The 16774-nt window shown below is 64.9% G+C and carries 13 protein-coding genes; 6 read left to right on the top strand and 7 right to left on the bottom strand.

Annotated features, from left to right (window positions below; all coding sequences use genetic code 11):
• Nucleotides 1-235 precede the first annotated feature (235 nt).
• Nucleotides 236-607, top strand: coding sequence for a hypothetical protein (locus J7396_RS11015; protein WP_074053315.1), 372 nt, complete (start codon nt 236-238; stop codon nt 605-607).
• Between the two features lie 241 nt (nt 608-848).
• On the opposite strand, the gene J7396_RS11020 is transcribed toward J7396_RS11015, so the two are convergent.
• Both J7396_RS11020 and J7396_RS11025 read right to left on the bottom strand, forming a co-directional pair.
• The gene (locus tag J7396_RS11020; protein ID WP_033479115.1) at nt 849-3101 is read right to left on the bottom strand and encodes a S9 family peptidase; all 2253 of its coding nucleotides are present in this window, start codon (nt 3099-3101) and stop codon (nt 849-851) included.
• Between the two features lie 332 nt (nt 3102-3433).
• Nucleotides 3434-4123, bottom strand: a complete 690-nt coding sequence (locus J7396_RS11025) for a glutathione binding-like protein (protein WP_008576488.1) — start codon at nt 4121-4123, stop codon at nt 3434-3436.
• A 383-nt stretch (nt 4124-4506) separates the two neighbouring features.
• Between J7396_RS11025 and J7396_RS11030 the strand changes: the two genes are divergently transcribed.
• The 5 genes from J7396_RS11030 (at nt 4507) to J7396_RS11050 (ending at nt 12138) form a co-directional block, all read left to right on the top strand.
• Nucleotides 4507-7521 (top strand): TonB-dependent receptor, encoded by a 3015-nt coding sequence (locus J7396_RS11030; protein WP_011348939.1) that lies wholly within the window; start codon nt 4507-4509, stop codon nt 7519-7521.
• 186 nt (nt 7522-7707) lie between these two features.
• A complete protein-coding gene (locus tag J7396_RS11035) occupies nt 7708-8409 on the top strand; it encodes a SapC family protein (RefSeq protein ID WP_008576490.1) in 702 nt (233 codons plus the stop codon).
• Nucleotides 8399-9412 (top strand): cupin-like domain-containing protein, encoded by a 1014-nt coding sequence (locus J7396_RS11040; protein WP_109290473.1) that lies wholly within the window; start codon nt 8399-8401, stop codon nt 9410-9412. The genes J7396_RS11035 and J7396_RS11040 overlap by 11 nt, the downstream gene beginning before the upstream one ends.
• 10 nt (nt 9413-9422) lie before the next feature.
• Nucleotides 9423-10988, top strand: coding sequence for a tryptophan halogenase family protein (locus J7396_RS11045; RefSeq protein ID WP_033479117.1), 1566 nt, complete (start codon nt 9423-9425; stop codon nt 10986-10988).
• A 139-nt stretch (nt 10989-11127) separates the two neighbouring features.
• The gene (locus J7396_RS11050; protein ID WP_046932079.1) at nt 11128-12138 is read left to right on the top strand and encodes an energy transducer TonB; all 1011 of its coding nucleotides are present in this window, start codon (nt 11128-11130) and stop codon (nt 12136-12138) included.
• 139 nt (nt 12139-12277) lie between these two features.
• Here J7396_RS11050 and J7396_RS11055 read toward each other — a convergent pair whose 3' ends face one another.
• Genes J7396_RS11055 through J7396_RS11075 form a run of 5 tightly spaced genes read right to left on the bottom strand, consistent with a single transcriptional unit; the run spans nt 12278 to nt 16686 of the window.
• On the bottom strand, nt 12278-13471 hold the full coding sequence (locus J7396_RS11055; RefSeq protein ID WP_014091357.1) for an ABC transporter permease: 1194 nt from the start codon (nt 13469-13471) through the stop codon (nt 12278-12280).
• On the bottom strand, nt 13468-14214 hold the full coding sequence (locus tag J7396_RS11060) for an ATP-binding cassette domain-containing protein (protein WP_209261456.1): 747 nt from the start codon (nt 14212-14214) through the stop codon (nt 13468-13470). Before J7396_RS11060 ends, J7396_RS11055 begins: the two co-directional genes overlap by 4 nt.
• 31 nt (nt 14215-14245) lie before the next feature.
• A complete protein-coding gene (locus tag J7396_RS11065; protein WP_209261457.1) occupies nt 14246-15847 on the bottom strand; it encodes an alpha/beta hydrolase in 1602 nt (533 codons plus the stop codon).
• 54 nt (nt 15848-15901) lie between these two features.
• Nucleotides 15902-16102, bottom strand: a complete 201-nt coding sequence (locus J7396_RS11070) for a helix-turn-helix transcriptional regulator (protein WP_008575151.1) — start codon at nt 16100-16102, stop codon at nt 15902-15904.
• The gene (locus J7396_RS11075; RefSeq protein ID WP_011348946.1) at nt 16099-16686 is read right to left on the bottom strand and encodes a hypothetical protein; all 588 of its coding nucleotides are present in this window, start codon (nt 16684-16686) and stop codon (nt 16099-16101) included. The genes J7396_RS11070 and J7396_RS11075 overlap by 4 nt, the downstream gene beginning before the upstream one ends.
• Nucleotides 16687-16774 lie beyond the last annotated feature (88 nt).

Genomic DNA, 16774 nt, shown 5'->3' on the forward strand with positions numbered 1-16774 from the left:
GACCGTACGCGGAGCGCGCGGCGTCGACAACCTGCCGAAGGTCATCGTGCCTGCTGCCACAGTCCATCTTCTCACCGCACACTAAAGAATCGATGCAAGCAGACAGGCGAAGCGATTCAGACATTGAGCGGGAAAACAGAAGACTGCCCCCCTCCGAGGCCAGCTGCACGCATACCGACTTTGACTTACCATAGATAGAACGTACACTTCAAGAATCGGCACTCAAGGAATTGTCATGAAACGCTGGATAGGGATGTTTGCAGTTCTTCTGTTCACTCAGGCGGCTAGCGCAGCGGGACAAAGTGTTTATCAGGAGCTGGCATGCCGCAGCAATGACCCCTTTGTTTTTTGTACCCAGGGGTGCAAAGACGAGGACAAAAACTGGACTCCGATTGATCCGATCTCCGGAACCTGGGTCGCTGTTCCAGGCTACTGCCCATGGCCAACAAGTACCGGCCCATGTTGTGTTGGCAATGTCTGCTTCAACGTCTGGACACAGACCGCTGTCAAAGCAGTGGGCCAGTACATGAGTATTTGTCCTCAGGCGAAGAAGCAGGGCCAGTGGAAAGGAAAGCAACGGCCTGAAAAAGTTCCGTTTGACCATTAAACGGCGCCTTCCGGATACCGCTTGGTTTGAAGTGCAGCAAGCGCGGAGTTTCTTGCGAGCGCTGCACCTCTCTACGCGCAATTCTGCAGCGAGACGCGAGCCCTGCTTTATCCAAGGGTCGCCCGGCTTCAATACTATGCATTGAGCCGTCTACTCCTTAATGAGAAGAAAGCTTGAATCTCTGACCAAGGAGTAGTCGCCACTCTCTATTTTTCGTAGCTTTCGTCAGTCTCGAACAGAGCTATTCAACAGACGTCGGGCCCCCGACTGGCCCCAAGCAGCGTTTGATAAACGCTTCGGCAGTCTTGTAACGATGCAGCGCCGTGGCACCCGACATCCCATGCTTCGCACCGGGATACGTCATCAATTCGAATGGGGTGCCGCGTTGCTGCAGCGCGCTCATCAGCGCGGTGGAATTGGTGAACAACACATTGTCGTCGGCCATGCCGTGGATCAGCAGCAGCTTGGCGCGCAGGCCATCCAGATGCGTGGCGATGCGTGCCTCGCGGTAGCCTGCGGCGTTGCGAGCCGGCAGATCCATATAGCGCTCGGTGTAATGGGTGTCGTACAGGCCCCAATCTGTGACCGGTGCGCCGGCTACGCCGCAGGCATAGGCGTCGCTGTGCTTGGCCAGCAGCATCAAGGTCATGTAGCCGCCGTTGGACCAGCCCTGCACGCCGATGCGCTTGGCATCCACCCACGGCTGTTGCTTGAGCCAGGCCACGCCTTGCAACTGGTCGTCCACTTCCACCGTGCCCTGCCTGCCGTACAGCGCGCCACCGAACGCGCGCCCGCGCCGCGGCGTGCCACGGTTGTCCAGCGAAAACACCACGTACCCGCGCTGGGCCAGGTATTGGTCGAACAAGGCATCGCCGCGGCTGGGCCAGGCATCGAGCACGGTCTGCGCCGCCGGGCCGCCATACACGTAAACGATGACCGGGTAGCGCTTGGCCGGGTCGAACTTGTCGGGCTTGGTCAGCCGGTAATGCAGCGGTGTCTTGCCATCGGCAGCGGTGAGCGTGCCGAATGCGATCGGGCGCTGCGCATCGCGGTAATTGGCGTACGGATGCTGCGGATCGCTCAGATCGTTCTTCAGCAGCGTGGCGATCTTTTCGCCACTGGCGCGGAACAACTCGATCTGCGGCGGCGTGGTGGTGTTGGACCAGGTATCGACGTACACGCTGGCGTTATTTGCAAAACTGGCTGCGTGCGTGCCGTTGGTGACGGAACGCTTTTCGATCGCGCCACCGGCCAGGGGGACGGCGTAAATATGCGTTTGTGTGGGCCCGTCCTTGCTGGCGGCGAAATACACGTTGCCGGCCTGCTCGTCGACGGCGAGCAGGGCATCGACCACCCAGTTGCCGGAAGTCAGTGGCGTCAACGTGCGGCCGTCTTCGGATGCAAGATACAAATGCTCGTAGCCGCTGCGTTCGGAGTTCCAGAGAAAGCGGCCGTCCTTGAGAAACCGCAGGTCGTTGCTGAGCGGCACCCAGGTGGGCGAGGTTTCGGTGACGAGCGTGCGCTGCACGCCGCTGGCCAGCGTGGTTTCGATCAGCTCAAGGGTTTTCTGGTCGCGCGACTGCCGCTGGAAGGTCAGCCGCTGTGCATCGCGCCAATCCACGCGCGCCAGATAGATGTCCGGGTTCTTGCCCAGGTCGATCCAGCGCGGGGTGGCCTTGGCGCGCGGCGCGATCACACCTAGCTGCACCGCTACATTCGGCTGGCCGGCCTGCGGATAGCGCTGGCTGATCACTTCGGTATGGTCGGCATACACTTCCGGGCGCTTTTGCACCGGCACTTGCGATTCGTCGATGCGCGCAAAGGCGATCGCCGAGTCGTCCGGCGCCCACCAATAGCCGGTGTGACGATCCATTTCTTCGTCGGCGACGAATTCGGCCACGCCATTGCCGATGGTCTCGCTACCATCGTGGGTGAGCTGCAGCGCGTTGCCGTTGGCCAACTCGATGACCCACACGTTGCGCTCGCGCACGAAGCTGACGAAGCCGCCCTTGGGCGAGAGCTTGGCGTCGGTGGCGAAGCCTTCGCCGTGGGTGAGCTTGCGTACCGCGGCCGCGCCGGTCTTGCGCAGGTCGTACAGATACAACTCGCCACCGAGCGGGAACAGCAGCGCGTGCGCATCCGGTGCCCATTGGTAATCGACGATGCCGGTGAACGCGGCGATGCGCTGGCGTTCACGGCGGGCTTTTTCGACATCGCTCAAGACCTCGGTGCCGGGCAGCACGACCTTGGAATCGACCAGCAGGCGCGTCTGGCCGCTGGCGATGTCGTATTCCCACAGATCCAGCTGATTGCGATCATTGTCCTTGCCGCGCAGGAAGGTCACGCGCGAGCCATCCGGTGCCACCTTGGGCTTCATCAACGTGGGACCGGCAAGCGGCAATGGGCCGGTGATGGCCTCCAGGGTGAGTTTTTCGGCATGGGCCATGGGAACGGTGCTGAGCATGAGGGCAAGGGCTACGAACAGGGCGCGCATCGATGATCCTGTCTGACGACTGCGCACAGGATGCGGCGGCGTTGTGGATTTGAGAAGCGCGGCGATCCTGGCGTTGGCCGCTCAGGCGTGCGCGCGTTGGGATTGATGGGGCCGGGGATGCGCATGCATCGCAAGATGTCTGTGGACGATGGGGACTAACGCGCCGCTACGTATGGCGAGGGAGCGCAATTGGGGTCGCTGTCAGTCTCCGGCGATGCCGTACCCTCATCCCAACCCCTCTCCCGTGGGAGAGGGGCGCATGCCGCCCCGTTGATGTGCCGCGCGCGTTTGATGCGCGTGTACTGTTACGCATCCGCGCCTAAGACGTTGCTTCAACGCTTGCCGAACAGGTGCTTGCGCTCTTCATCGCTGAGCGGCTGGCCCGCATTGGGATTGACCTGCTCCTTGAGCGCGTAGGCGCGCTGGGTGGCGGGGCGGGCGGCGATGGCGTCGTGCCAGCGTTTCAGATGCGGGAAGGCCGAATAGTCCGGCTTGAGGTCGCCATACACTTCGATCCACGGATAGCTGGCCATGTCGGCGATGCCGTAGTCGTTGCCCGCCAGGAAGGCGTGGTCGGCTAGGCGCTTGTCGAGCACGCCATGCAGGCGACGCACCTCGGCGTTGTAGCGCTCGATCGCGTAAGCAATCTTTTCCGGTGCGTAGACGTTGAAGTGACCCATCTGGCCGCTCATCGGGCCCAGCCCGCCCATCTGCCAGAACAGCCATTCCAGTGCAGCGATCCGGCCGCGGGCATCGCGCGGCAGGAAGCGGCCGGTCTTCTCGGCCAGATACAGCAGGATCGCGCCGGACTCGAACACGCTCTGCGCACCGCCGCCATCGGCCGGTGCATGGTCGACAATGGCCGGCATCTTGTTGTTGGGCGAAATCTGCAGGAATGCCGGTTCGAATTGCTCGCCCTTGCCGATGTTGACCGGCTTGAGGGTGTACTGCAGCCCCGCCTCTTCCAGAAACAGCGTGACTTTGTGCCCGTTGGGCGTGGGCCAGTAGTACAGATCGATCATCGTGCGCTCCAGTCAAAGGTGATCGTTGCGGCAGGCCTGACTCAAGGGCGGCTGCCTGGCGTGCAGGCGTCGGGCCGGCAACGCACTCGCACCTGACGAATCCGCTTGCCAGGTGCGCATCCAAGGCGTGTGCCCGCTACCTCAGTGCCATCGCATCTTGAGAGAGGTTGCCATCCAAGCGCGATGGTAAGGCCAAGCGTTTGCCTATGGCGGCATGACACACCTGGCTCGGTGGAACGATGTGTGACGCGACAGGGTCGCGGCCGATGCTGCAGTGCAAATTGACTTTGTTAAGGCTGCACTAACAAATGCTCGATTGTTCCGTCGACCTTTGCCTGCCCCCGTGGGGCCGGCCTTATCTTCTGTTTGGGGAAGCAATCACCGTGAGAGAGACTCGCACCCTGCCGCGCACGCGGCGCTTGACGTCTGCCCTGCTGTTCGCCTTGTCGACTCCGCTGGCCGCGCAGACCGCGCCGGCGCCGCAATCGGCATCCACTGTCCCGGGTTCCAGTCAGGCCGACCCCGCCACCCTCGATACCGTCCAGGTCAGCGGTATTCGCGGCAGCCTTACCTCGTCGATGAACGTCAAACGCGATGCGCAAGGCATCGTCGACGGCATCGTGGCCGAGGACATCGGCAAATTCCCCGATACCAACCTGGCCGAGTCGTTGCAGCGCATCAGCGGTGTGTCGATCGACCGCTCGCTGGGCGAAGGCTCGCGCGTCACCGTGCGCGGCGTCGGCCCGGACTTCAACCTGGTGCTGTTGAACGGCCGCCAGATGCCGGGCGCCAGCATCGAAGAATCCAATGCCTCCAACTCGCGTGCGTTCGACTTCGCCAACCTGGCGTCCGAGTCGATCTCCGGCATCGAGGTGTTCAAGACCAGCCGTGCCAGCACGCCCACCGGCGGTATCGGCGCGACCATCAACATCAAGACTGCCCGGCCGCTGGATAATCCCGGCATGCATGCCAACGTGGGCCTCAAGGGTGTGCACGACTCTTCCAACGAGAACCTGCCCGGCCGCTTGCAGGGCGATTCGCTGACGCCGGAAATCTCCGGCATCTTCAGCAACACCTCGGCCGACGGACGCTTCGGCGTGTCGCTGAGCGGCAGCTACCAGGAACGCGACTTCGGCTACAGCCAGGTCGGCGTCCCCAATGGCTGGCGCGCATTCCGCGGCGATTCCACCGCCTACGGCACCATTCCGCAGCCGGGCGCACCGGGTTCGGAAAACATCGTCAACCGCCCCGGTCCGAACGATATCTATTCGGTGCCGCAGAACCTCAACTACCGCGTGGTCGGCGTCGAACGCCAGCGCACCAACGGCCAGCTGGTGCTGCAGTACAAGCCGCTGGACAACATCACCACCACGCTGGATTACACCTACTCGGAAAACAAGATCCAGCAGCAGCGCAACGAGATGTCGGTGTGGTTCAACTACGGGCCGTCCGCCAGCTCCTGGACCAAAGGACCGGTCGCCGGTCCGATCACCTATTCGGAAATCGTCAATCCGCCCACCAGCGATCTGGCCACCGCCGGGTCCAATGCGGCCACGCGTAACCAGAACAAGTCGCTGGGTTTCAACGTGGATTGGGCGGTGAACGATCAGTTCAAGCTCAACTTCGACATCCACCGCTCCACCGCCGAAGCCGGCGCGGACAGCCCGTACGGGTCGAGCAACTCGCTGGGCGTGTCCGGCTTCTACCGCGGCACCTCGGTGGTGGATTTCAGCAAGGATTTCCCGGTGCTGCAGCAGCAGCTGGGCTTCGGGCTGAACGGCCTGGACCCGTCGCGCACGCTGGTCACCGGCTCGGCGTTCCGCAACAGCTACATGAAGTCGGAAATCGATCAGGCGCAGGTCAACGGCGATTTCACCTTCGAAAACTATTCGCAGTTGAAGTTCGGCATCGGCAGCACCGAGGTCAAGAACCGCTCGGCGTTTTCCAACGTGCAGCGCGACACCTGGGGCGGCAACGGCACTGCGGCCGATTATCCGGACGACCTGTGGATTCCCAGCTCGTTCGCGCAGTACTTCGATGCGATCGACGGCAGCGGCAATCCGGCGCAGTTCAACCAGCTGTTCCTGTTCGATTTCGAGCGCGCGCGCCAGGCCGCTGCGCAAGCCGCTGGCGACGAGTCGCTGTACCGCATCTCGCCGGTGTTCACCACCGACCGCCGCGTCACCGAAAAATCCAAGAACGCCTACCTGCAGTGGGGCAATAGCTGGGACGATCTGCGCGTGCCGATCAGCCTGGCGGCCGGTGTGCGTTACGAAGAAACCAAAGTGGAAGCGCGCGCGCTGGTGCCGGTGGCCGTGGGCATCGACTGGGTCGCCAACAACGAGCTGCCGATCCGGCTGGCCGACTCGGCGTTTTCCGGTGGCAGCGGCAAGTACGAATACTGGCTGCCCAGCCTGGACCTGAGCTTCAAGCTGCGCGAAGACCTGGTGCTGCGCGGCAGCTACGGCGAAACCATCGGCCGGCCCGGCTGGGGCGACATCCAGGGCGGGCAGACGCTCAACCAGATCGGCCGCATCGAAGGCGGCTCGGGCCAGGAAGGCAATCCGGGCCTGAAGCCATTGCTGTCGCACAACATCGACCTGTCGCTGGAGTGGTATTACGGCGAAGCGAGCTACGCCTCGGTGGGGTTCTTCCGCAAGAACATCGACAACTATGTCGGCGTCACCACCCGCAACGACACCTCGCTCGGCCTGCACACCCCGGTGGGCGGCGCCTACTGGAACCAGGCGCTCGCCAATGGCTGCGCCACTGCCGACCTGACCTGCATCCGCAACTACATCTTCCGCAACTTCGCCGGCCAGCCGGGCGTGGTCCGCGGAACCGACGACACCAATGGCAATGCCACCGGTACGATCAGCGGTCAGCCGGGCGACCCGGTCGCCAACTTCTCCATCACCGCGCCGGCCAACCAGCGCTCGGCCTCGCTGGATGGTTGGGAATTCAACGTGCAGCACATGTTCGGCCAGAGCGGCTTCGGCGTGTCGGCCAACTACACCAAGGTCGACTCCGGGTTGACCTACAACAACTACGTGATCGGCGAGCAGTTCGCGCTGGAAGGCTTGAGCGATTCGGCCAACCTGGTCGGTTTCTACGACAAGGGACAATGGCAGGTCCGTGCGGCCTACAACTGGCGCGACGAGTTCCTGGCCGCGCGTTTTGACGGCAGCGGCCTGCCCAACCCGGTCTACACCGAAGCCTATGGCCAGCTGGATCTGAGCATCGGCTACCAGTGGACCGAGAACCTGTCGCTGAGCCTGGAAGCGATCAACCTCACCAACGAGATACAGCGCCAGCACGGCCGGCAGAAGAACGAGATCATCTATGCCACCCAGACCGGCCCGCGCTACATGCTGGGCCTGCGCTACAAGTTCTGGTGATGCCGCTGGGCGATGCAGGACTGACTGCATCGCTACAGCAACCCACACGTTTCCCGGCAGCCTGGCTGCCGGGAAACGTACACGGCCGTTGCACCGCCCGGGGACGTAAAGGCATCCGGGGCTTGCCGTGCAATGGCGATTCGTTGAAGCATGGGCCACGCGCCCCCGCGTGCAGTGCCAATCCCCATGACCAATGCCGTGTTGTTGAACAATCTCGATCACCGCGATCTGCGGGTGATCACCGCGCACGGCGCCGCCTACGGCGATGACGTGATGTCGGCTGCGACCTTTCCGCAGGAATTTCGCCAGTTGCAGGCGCAATACCCCATCGTGTTCCATCGCAGCGGCGAGCGCAGTTTCCAGCCGCTGGCATTGCTGGGATTACGCCTGGGCGAGAACCTGTTCCTGGATGGCGCGCGTTGGGATGCGCCCTATGTTCCGTTGGCGATTCAACGCCAGCCGTTCCTGATCGGCGAACAGCCCGATGGGCCGATGGTGCATGTGGACCTGGACAGCCCACGCGTCAGCACCACCGAGGGCCAGTTGCTGTTTCGCGAACACGGCGGCACCACCGAATTTCTGGACCACATCAGCCAGGTGCTGCGCACGCTGCACGATGGCCTGGCGGCCAGCACGGCATTCGTCGAACGTGCGTTGCGTTACGACCTGCTCGAACCCTTCGTGTTCGAAGCCACCTTGAACAACGGCCTGGAATGCCGCCTGGCCGGGCTCTATGTCGTGCACGAAGAACGCCTGCGCGCACTCGATGAGGCGGCGCTGCTCGAACTGCACCGGCATGGCGATCTGGAACCGCTGTACATGGCGGTGGCCTCGATTGCGCAATTGCGCCATCTGCTCGAACGCATGAACCGCCGTCATGCCGGCTGAGCCACGCCCCATCCAAGAGCGTCACGGCCTGGACCGGCAACAGCTGGACCCGGCCATCCTTCGCTCCACCAGCCCGCTGGTGCTGCGCGGGCTGGTGCGCGACTGGCCGCTGGCCCGCGCCGGTGCCAGTTCTGCGCAGTCTGCTGCCGCCTACCTGCGTGGTTTCGACCGCGGCGAGGCGGTGGTGGCGCAGGTTGGGCCACCGGAGATCGGTGGGCGCTTTTTCTACAACGCAGACATGAGCGGCTTCAATTTCCGCCCCGAACGCGTGCCGTTGGGCGTGGTGCTGGACACCTTGCTGCGCGACCTGCACGCCTCCCAGCCGCCGGCGATCTACGTCGGCTCCACCACGCTGGACACCTACCTGCCCGGCTTGCGCGCGCACAACCCGATCGCGCTGCCACAGGGCGAGCCGCTGGCCAGCATCTGGATCGGCAACCGCACCCGGATCGCTGCCCATCAGGACCTGCCCGACAACCTGGCCTGCGTGGTTGCCGGGCGCCGCCGTTTTACGCTGTTCCCGCCCGATCAGCTGGCCAATCTCTACATCGGCCCGCTGGATCTCACCCCGGCCGGGCAGCCGGTCAGCCTGGTGGATATCGCCGCACCGGACCTGCAGCGTTTTCCACGCTATGCGCAGGCGCTGGACCACGCCCTGGTCGCCGAGCTGGCGCCGGGCGATGCGCTGTTCATTCCCAGCATGTGGTGGCATCACGTCGAGGCACTGGAGAGCTTCAACGTGTTGGTGAATTTCTGGTGGCGGCAGAGCCCGGCCTACATGGATTCGCCGATGAACGCGCTGATGCTGGCGCTGCTGACCATCCGCGACCTGCCGGCCGAACAACGCGCCACCTGGCAGGAAGTGTTCCGCCACTATGTCTTCGAGTCCGACGAAAGCACCGCCGCGCATCTGCCTGATGCCGCACGCGGCGTGCTGGCCCCGATGGACGACGCCAGCGCGCGCAGCCTGCGTGCGCGGCTGCTGCAACGCTTGAATCGCTGAGGATTTGACCATGCCCGACACCACGCCTTCGGACCCGCAACAGCGCCCGGTACGCCGCGTCGTCATCGCCGGTGGCGGCACGGCCGGCTGGATGGCGGCTGCAGCGCTGTCGAAACTGCTGGGCCGGCACCTGCAGATCACCCTGGTGGAGTCCGACGAGATCGGCACGGTGGGGGTGGGCGAAGCCACCATCCCCAGCCTGGTCACCTTCCACCGCTTGCTGGAAATCGACGAAGCCGCCTTCATGGCCGCCACCCAGGCCACCATCAAGCTCGGCATCGCCTTCGAACACTGGCGCGATGTGGACCAGCATTACATCCATTCCTTCGGGCATGCCGGAACCGACCACTGGAGCGCCGGGTTCCAGCATTTCTGGTTGAAGGGGTGCCAGCGTGGAGTGGCGCGCGACTTCGGCGACTACTGCCTGGAACTGCGTGCGGCGCAGGAAGGCCGCTTCGCGCACCTGCCCAATGGCGGCATGAATTACGCCTACCATCTGGACGCCGGGCTGTACGCGCGCTTCCTGCGCCGCTTCAGCGAAGGCTTCGGCGTCACCCGCATCGAAGGCCGCATCGGCCAGGTGGAGACCGATGCGCAAAGCGGCTTTCTCACCGCACTGACGCTGCAGGACGGCACGCGGGTGGAAGGCGACCTGTTCCTGGATTGCACCGGCTTTGCTGGCCTGCTGATCGGCAAGACGCTGGGCGTGGGCAGCGACGATTGGTCGCGCTGGTTGTTCGCCGACAGCGCGCTGGCGGTGCAGACCGAATCGGTGGGTCCGCCGGTGACCTACACCCGTTCGCGCGCCGACCAGGCTGGCTGGATGTGGCGCATTCCGCTGCAGCACCGGGTGGGGAACGGCCTCGTGTATTCCAGCCGCTACATGGACCAGGATGGCGCCCGCGCGGTGCTGGAACGCAACCTCACCGGGCGCGCGCTGACCGAACCGCGGCCGCTGCGCTTCACGCCCAACCAGCGCCACCGCGTGTGGGAGAAGAACTGCGTGGCGCTGGGCCTGGCAAGCGGATTCCTGGAGCCGCTGGAATCGACCAACATCCATCTGATCCAGCGCGGCATCATCCGCCTGCTGCAGACCTTTCCGCAGATCATCAACGCTGCCGACATCGCCGAGTACAACCGTCAGGCGGCCCAGGAGATCACCCACATCCGGGATTTCGTGATCCTGCACTACCACGCCACCGATCGCCGCGACACGCCGTTCTGGCGCGACTGCGCGGCCATGGACATCCCCGATTCGCTGCGCCACCGGGTGGAGTTGTTCCGCCAGAGCGGGCGGGTCTTCCATCAGGCCAACGAGCTGTTCGCCGAGAACTCGTGGGTGCAGGTGATGCTGGGCCAGGGCGTGGTGCCGCAGCAGCACCACCCGGTGGCCGACCTGATGGGCGATGCGGAGCTGGGCCGCTTTCTGGAGACCATCCGCGCCCGGGTGGAGGCGGCGCTGGTGCGGTTGCCTGCGCACGCGGACTTCCTGCAGCGCTACTGCCCTGCCCCGCCGCTGCCCGAACCGGCCGCTCGCGTGCCGGCCCCGCCGGTCATGGCGACCCCGGCGGGATAAATTTCGGCGATCTGCAGCGCAACCCTTGGCTTAGACCGCCCCAGCAATGCTAGATTGCGGCATTGCCGTCCATTGCGGGAACAATGGCCGGCGCTCGCCGCAGCAACGTTATCTTTCGCACTCGGGGTAAGGGGGACGCATGTTGGATCTGACACAGGGCCGTATGGCACGCCGGATCGCGCCGGTCATTTTGCTGGTGGGCCTGGCCGCCTGCTCCAAGCAGGAAGACAAGGCCGCCACCACCACGCCGGCGACCGGCGCCACACCGGCGGCAACGGCACCCACGCCGGCCACGGCGGTCTCGCCGCAGGTGCAGTCGATGGCTGCCGAACAACTGCGCGAATCGGCCACCAAAGCGCTGCAGGACAACCGCATGTACGCCCCGGCCGGCGACAACGCGGTGGAGTACTACCTGGCCTTGCGCGAGAAGCAGCCGCAGGATGCCACCGTCAACAGCGCACTGACCGATCTGCTTCCCTATACCCTGATCGCCGCCGAACAAGGCATCAGCCGCGAAGAATTTCCCGAAGCGCAGCGTTTGATCGCGTTGATCGAGAAGGTCGACCCGCAGGCACCGGCATTGCCGCGCCTGAAAAGCGGCCTGGAAACGGGCATGAAGACTGCTGCCAACCGCTCCGAGCAGGATGCCGAGCTGGCCAAGAAGCAGGTCGAGGACAAGGCCAAGCAGGCGGCCGAGCAGAAGCGTCTGGCCGAGCAGCAGAGCCGCGAGGCCGCCGCTGCCCAGCAGATTGCCGCCCAGCAGGAAGCGGCCCGCCAGCAGACCGCCGAGGCCGAGCGCCAGGCCGCTGCGCGGCGTCAGGCCGAAGCGCCGGCACCCACACCGGCGGCACCGCGTCCGGCGCCGGCAGCCGCCGCTGCAGCCGCACCGGCCGCGCAATCGCTGCGTCCGATCAGCACCCCGGCACCGCGCTACCCCGCCGAAGCCCTGCGCTCGGGGACCTCTGGCGAAGTGCTGGTAGAACTCACGGTCGGTACCGACGGCTCGATCACCGCCTCGCGTGTGCTGCGCGCCAACCCGCCGCGCGTGTTCGACCGCGAAGCCCTCAACGCGGTCAAGCGCTGGCGCTTCGAACCGGTGGCCGCACCGGTGACCACGCGGCGTACGCTGTCGTTCAATCCGGGCGATTGATCGCTGGGTCGTTGATGACATGGAAATGCAAAAGCCCGCAGCGATGCGGGCTTTTGCGTTGTAGCGGTGGTGCAACTCTGGTGTTGCGCGTTGCAGGGTGCCGCCGGGACTTGCCGCAAACAGCCGCCACCCAATACCCTCAGCCCGAAATCGCCAGGCGCTCCTGGTGATACCGGCGCACTGCCGCATACCACAGCAATGCCGCCACACCGAAGCCGGCCAGCAGATACACCGCCCAGGTCTGCAGGTTGATGGTCTCGTGGCGGATCACCTTCAACAGCATCTGGTTCTGCGCCAGAAACGGCACCGAAAAATGCCACAGCTGCGTCTTCAGCGGATAGGCCATCAAGGCGTAGCCCGGCAGCATCGGCAGCAGCAGCAACCAGGTCATGTGCGCCTGCGCTTCCTTCATGCTCTTGGCCGCGGCGGCCAGATAGGTCAGCAGCGAAGTGCCGACAAACAGCATCGGTACCAGGATGAAGAGCATCTGCAGCATCGGCACGAAGCCGACGTTGAGCTGGCGACCCAGGTTGGATGTGGACAGCTGCGCGCTCAGCTTGAAGGCCAGCAAGGTGAGCAACAGCGACACCATGCCGATCACGCAGGCCGCGGCGATCTTGCCGCTGACGATGGCGCTACGCGGCGCCGGCGTGGCCAGCAAGGGCTCCAGCGACTGGCGTTCGCGCTCGCCGGCGGTGGCGTCCAGAATCAACGAGGCGCCGCCCAGAAACGAGGTGATCACCAGCAACACCGGCAGCAGCATCGCCATCATCTGGCCGCGCTTGGCTTCGGCAGTGGCCAGGTCCTGCGCGGCCACTTCCAGGGGCCTGGACACCTGCGCATCGATACCGCGCGCCAGCAGCCGCAATGCGCCGACCTGCTGGCTGTAGCCGGTGAGCGCGGCCTGCAAGCGCATGCTCGGCACATCGGCCTCGCGGCGGGTGCTGTCCTTGATGATCTCCACCAGCGCCGGCCGGCCTTCGCGCCAATCCTCGGCGTAGCTGTCGCTGATGCGCAGTGCCACATCCACATCCTGGTTGCGAATGGCCGCGGTCAGATCGGCTGGCGCATCCACGGCATTGAGCCCCTGCGCGGCCAGGAATCGCACCAGATTCGGTGCGTTGCTGCGGCCGAGCGTGGGGATCTCCAGCGGCTTGTCGATCTGCGTGCGCACGCGGCTTTCGCTCAAGGCGCCCATGCCCAGGATCAGGATCGGGTACAGCAACGGCGACAACAGCAACGCCAATGCCAGGGTGCGCCGGTCGCGCGAGATGTCGCGCAATTCCTTGCGCAGCACGGTCCACAGCGTGGACAACAACGATGTGGTGCTCATGCGTGCAGTCCCTCGTCCGAGCCGATCGCCTTGACGAAGGCGTCTTCCAGGTTGTGTCCACCGGTGGCAGCGCGCAGTTCGTCGGCGCTGCCGGACGCCACCACCTTGCCCTTGGCGATGATGACGATGCGGTCGCACAGCGCGGCGACCTCTTGCATGATGTGGCTGGAAAAAATCACGCAGCGCCCCTCCGCACGCAGCTGCTGCAGGAAGCCGCGCATGGCGCGGGTGGTCATCACGTCCAGTCCGTTGGTGGGCTCGTCCAGGATCACGTTGCGTGGATCGTGCACCAATGCGCGCGCAATCGCGGTCTTGGTGCGCTGGCCCTGGCTGAAGCCTTCGGTCTGGCGGTCGAGAATATCGTCCATGTCCAACGCGCTGGCCAGCAGGTGCGTGCGCTGTGCGATCTGGCTGCGCGACAGGCCATGCAACTGGCCGAAGTAGGCGATGTTCTCGCGTGCGGTCAGGCGCTTGTAGACGCCGCGTGCGTCCGGCAACACCCCGAGTGCGCGGCGCACCGTCACCGGGTCGCGGGCGGCATCCACGCCATCGACCGTGACGCTGCCCTGGTCGGGCGTCATCAACGTGTAGAGCATGCGCAAGGTGGTGGTCTTGCCGGCGCCATTGGGGCCGAGCAGCCCGGTGATCTGGCCGTCGGCAGCGCTGAAGCTGACCCCGTCGACGGCTTTCACCAGACCGGTCTTGGTCTTGAACGACTTATGCAGGGTATCGACGACAATCATGCGAGCGCCTCCGTGGCGTGGTCGATGCGACTCATGGTTCCCATCCGTTGAACGAGGTGAAGGCAGGCACGGTGTTGAGGCTGGCAACGCAGGTGGTATCCAGCGCCTTGGCATCGGCGGTCTGCATGAACTGGCTCAGCACCTTGGGCATGCAGCCCAGCCGGAACACGCCATGCCCCTGCCCGGGCGCGATCACATGCCGGCCGTTGGGCAGCCCCTGCAGCACGCGCTCGGCGTAGCGTGGCGGCGTGACCGGGTCGAGCGCGCCGGAGAGCAGCAACACCGGCAAGGTGGAGCGGAACGGCGCGCTTGCGGCGGCCGGCGCCGGCTTGGACGGCCACACCTTGCACGGTGCGAAGAACATCTCGGCGACCTCGTTGCCCAGTAACGTGGTGTCCTGGTGTGCGGGTGGGTGATAACGCCCGGCATCTTCGCTGCACAACACCGACCATTGCATCAGGCGATTCATCTGATCGGACATGCCCGATGCGCTCATCTGCGCCAAGGCCATCAACGAGGCGTAACGGCCTGCGGCAGCTTCGTCCAGCACCAACGGCAGCAACGATGCGGTTTCCGGCGCATACGAGAAACCGAACGCCAGGCCGGCCACGGTGTCGGCAGTGACCTGCTCGTGGCGTAAGCCACCGGTGCGCGGGTCGCGGTAGTCCACCGCCACCGGTGCCTGCCGCAGCCGCTCGACCACCTGGCGCAACTGCGTGGCGGTATCCACTGGAAAACGCCTGGCGCATGCAGGCTGCTGGCGACATTGCGCAGACTGCAGCGCGATCGCATCTTCGAAGGTGCGCGCGAACTCGCCGCCGATCACCAGATCGTTCGGCGCCACGCCATCGATCACCACGCTGCGCGTGTGCTGCGGATAACGCGCGGCATAGTGCTGCGCCACGCGCGTGCCGTACGAGGCACCGATCAGATTCAGCGTCTGCACGCCCAGCGCTGCGCGGACCGCATCCAGATCGCCGATGGCTTCGCTGGTGGTGTAGTAGCGCGGGTCGGCGTCGTTGCGCAAACCGTCGGCACATCGGGCCGCATACGCAGTCAATTGCTCGGCGGAGGCCTGGCTGCTGTTCTCCAGCGCCAGCGGCTTGCCCGCCGCGTCGCGACACTCCAGCGGATGCGAGCCGCCGGTGCCGCGCTGATCGACCAGAAAGATGTCGCGCTGCTTGCGCACTTCATGCAGGCCCATGTCCACGATCGCCGCGACCTCAGTGGCCGATTGCCCCGGTCCACCGGCGATGAAGAACACCGGGTCCGGCGTGCTGCCGGCGCCGGCTTCGCTTTCCAGCCAGGCAATCTTCAACGCGATGCTGCGCCCGCTCGGCGCGGCCGGATTTTCAAGCACGCGCAGGCTCGCGCATTGCGCTTCGATGTTGCCGGCAGCACCACCAGCGCTCAGCGTGCACGGCGTGAACAGCAGCGTGCCGTAACGATTGCCCGCGGCAGTGCCGGGCGGCATTTTTGAGGCGGACTGCTGCGCAGTCGTACCCGGCGCTGTCGCGGTGGATTTTGCTGCAACGTCGTTTGCTGCGGCCGGCGCTGCGGCGCGCTGGCATCCGGCAGCCAGCATCGCCATCAGCACTGCCGCCACCATCGTGGATTGCTTGACCATCGTCATCCTGTCTCCTGGCATTGCCTGTCCCCCGACGCTGCATGCGGCCACACGTGACCGTTACTGCCCGTCTTCGTAAAGAAAAACGTGCTCGATCGATTCCCCAAACAGGCGTGCGATCCGAAACGCCAACGGCAGGCTGGGATCGTACTTGCCTGTTTCCAGCGCGTTGATCGTCTGCCGCGACACACCCAGCCGTTCGCCGAGTTCTCCTTGCGACCACCCATTGGCCTCGCGCAATTCGCGCACGCGGCTATTCATTCAAAACGACGCGCGTGGATGCTTTTGGTGATGCCGTAGATGGCGCACAGCAACGGAAACACCCACAGCATCGCCGCGCTCGCCGGAACATCGATCAGCGCGGCGGCCTGCAGAAATCCGGCCGTCATGTACGCACCGCTGACCAGGCCGGCGGCAATGGCGATCGCTTCCAGCTCGATCCGTCGTTGCATCTCGTCCGAATCGCGCACGTAACGCGCCACCGCACGAATGACCAGTACCACCAGCACCGCCGGCAGCAGGGCGATCAATACGCGCGCCCAGTGCGGCCCGACATGCCCGAGCAGATAGCGCCAGAACAGCATCACCAGCACGTACAACAGCATCGGGATGCCGAATTCGCGGTAGTACCGCCGCGCCAACGCCGGACGGGTGCTATCGCGCGGATTGCCGCGCGCCAGCCACATCGGCACCGACAGCAGCATGCATGAGCCACCAATACCGGCACTGACCCCGGCTAGGTAGTTGTTCAACGGCAGCACGTGCCACAGACCCAGCAGCCCAATGCCGAGGAAGACCAGCCCCACGCAGAACACCAGCAGCGCCTTGCGCTTGCAGCTAGTCATCGCACGGCCTCGGTGAAGCCATGACGCGCTGCCCGATCGCTGCGCGCACGCCCGGCGACCGTGCGCACAGCGCATCGCGTTGCGCGGT

It is taken from the genome of Xanthomonas sp. A1809 (assembly GCF_017746015.1).
Taxonomy (GTDB): domain Bacteria; phylum Pseudomonadota; class Gammaproteobacteria; order Xanthomonadales; family Xanthomonadaceae; genus Xanthomonas; species Xanthomonas euvesicatoria.

Bases quoted from the DNA above. Each gene is read 5' to 3' on its own strand.
- J7396_RS11020 (WP_033479115.1), bottom strand. From the start codon at position 3,101: ATGCGCGCCCTGTTCGTAGCCCTTGCCCTCATGCTCAGCACCGTTCCC.
- J7396_RS11040 (WP_109290473.1), top strand. From the start codon at position 8,399: ATGCCGGCTGAGCCACGCCCCATCCAAGAGCGTCACGGCCTGGACCGG.
- J7396_RS11050 (WP_046932079.1), top strand. From the start codon at position 11,128: ATGTTGGATCTGACACAGGGCCGTATGGCACGCCGGATCGCGCCGGTC.
- J7396_RS11055 (WP_014091357.1), bottom strand. From the start codon at position 13,471: ATGAGCACCACATCGTTGTTGTCCACGCTGTGGACCGTGCTGCGCAAG.
- J7396_RS11015 (WP_074053315.1), top strand. From the start codon at position 236: ATGAAACGCTGGATAGGGATGTTTGCAGTTCTTCTGTTCACTCAGGCG.
- J7396_RS11060 (WP_209261456.1), bottom strand. From the start codon at position 14,214: ATGATTGTCGTCGATACCCTGCATAAGTCGTTCAAGACCAAGACCGGT.
- J7396_RS11065 (WP_209261457.1), bottom strand. From the start codon at position 15,847: ATGACGATGGTCAAGCAATCCACGATGGTGGCGGCAGTGCTGATGGCG.
- J7396_RS11035 (WP_008576490.1), top strand. From the start codon at position 7,708: ATGACCAATGCCGTGTTGTTGAACAATCTCGATCACCGCGATCTGCGG.
- J7396_RS11045 (WP_033479117.1), top strand. From the start codon at position 9,423: ATGCCCGACACCACGCCTTCGGACCCGCAACAGCGCCCGGTACGCCGC.
- J7396_RS11070 (WP_008575151.1), bottom strand. From the start codon at position 16,102: ATGAATAGCCGCGTGCGCGAATTGCGCGAGGCCAATGGGTGGTCGCAA.
- J7396_RS11025 (WP_008576488.1), bottom strand. From the start codon at position 4,123: ATGATCGATCTGTACTACTGGCCCACGCCCAACGGGCACAAAGTCACG.
- J7396_RS11075 (WP_011348946.1), bottom strand. From the start codon at position 16,686: ATGACTAGCTGCAAGCGCAAGGCGCTGCTGGTGTTCTGCGTGGGGCTG.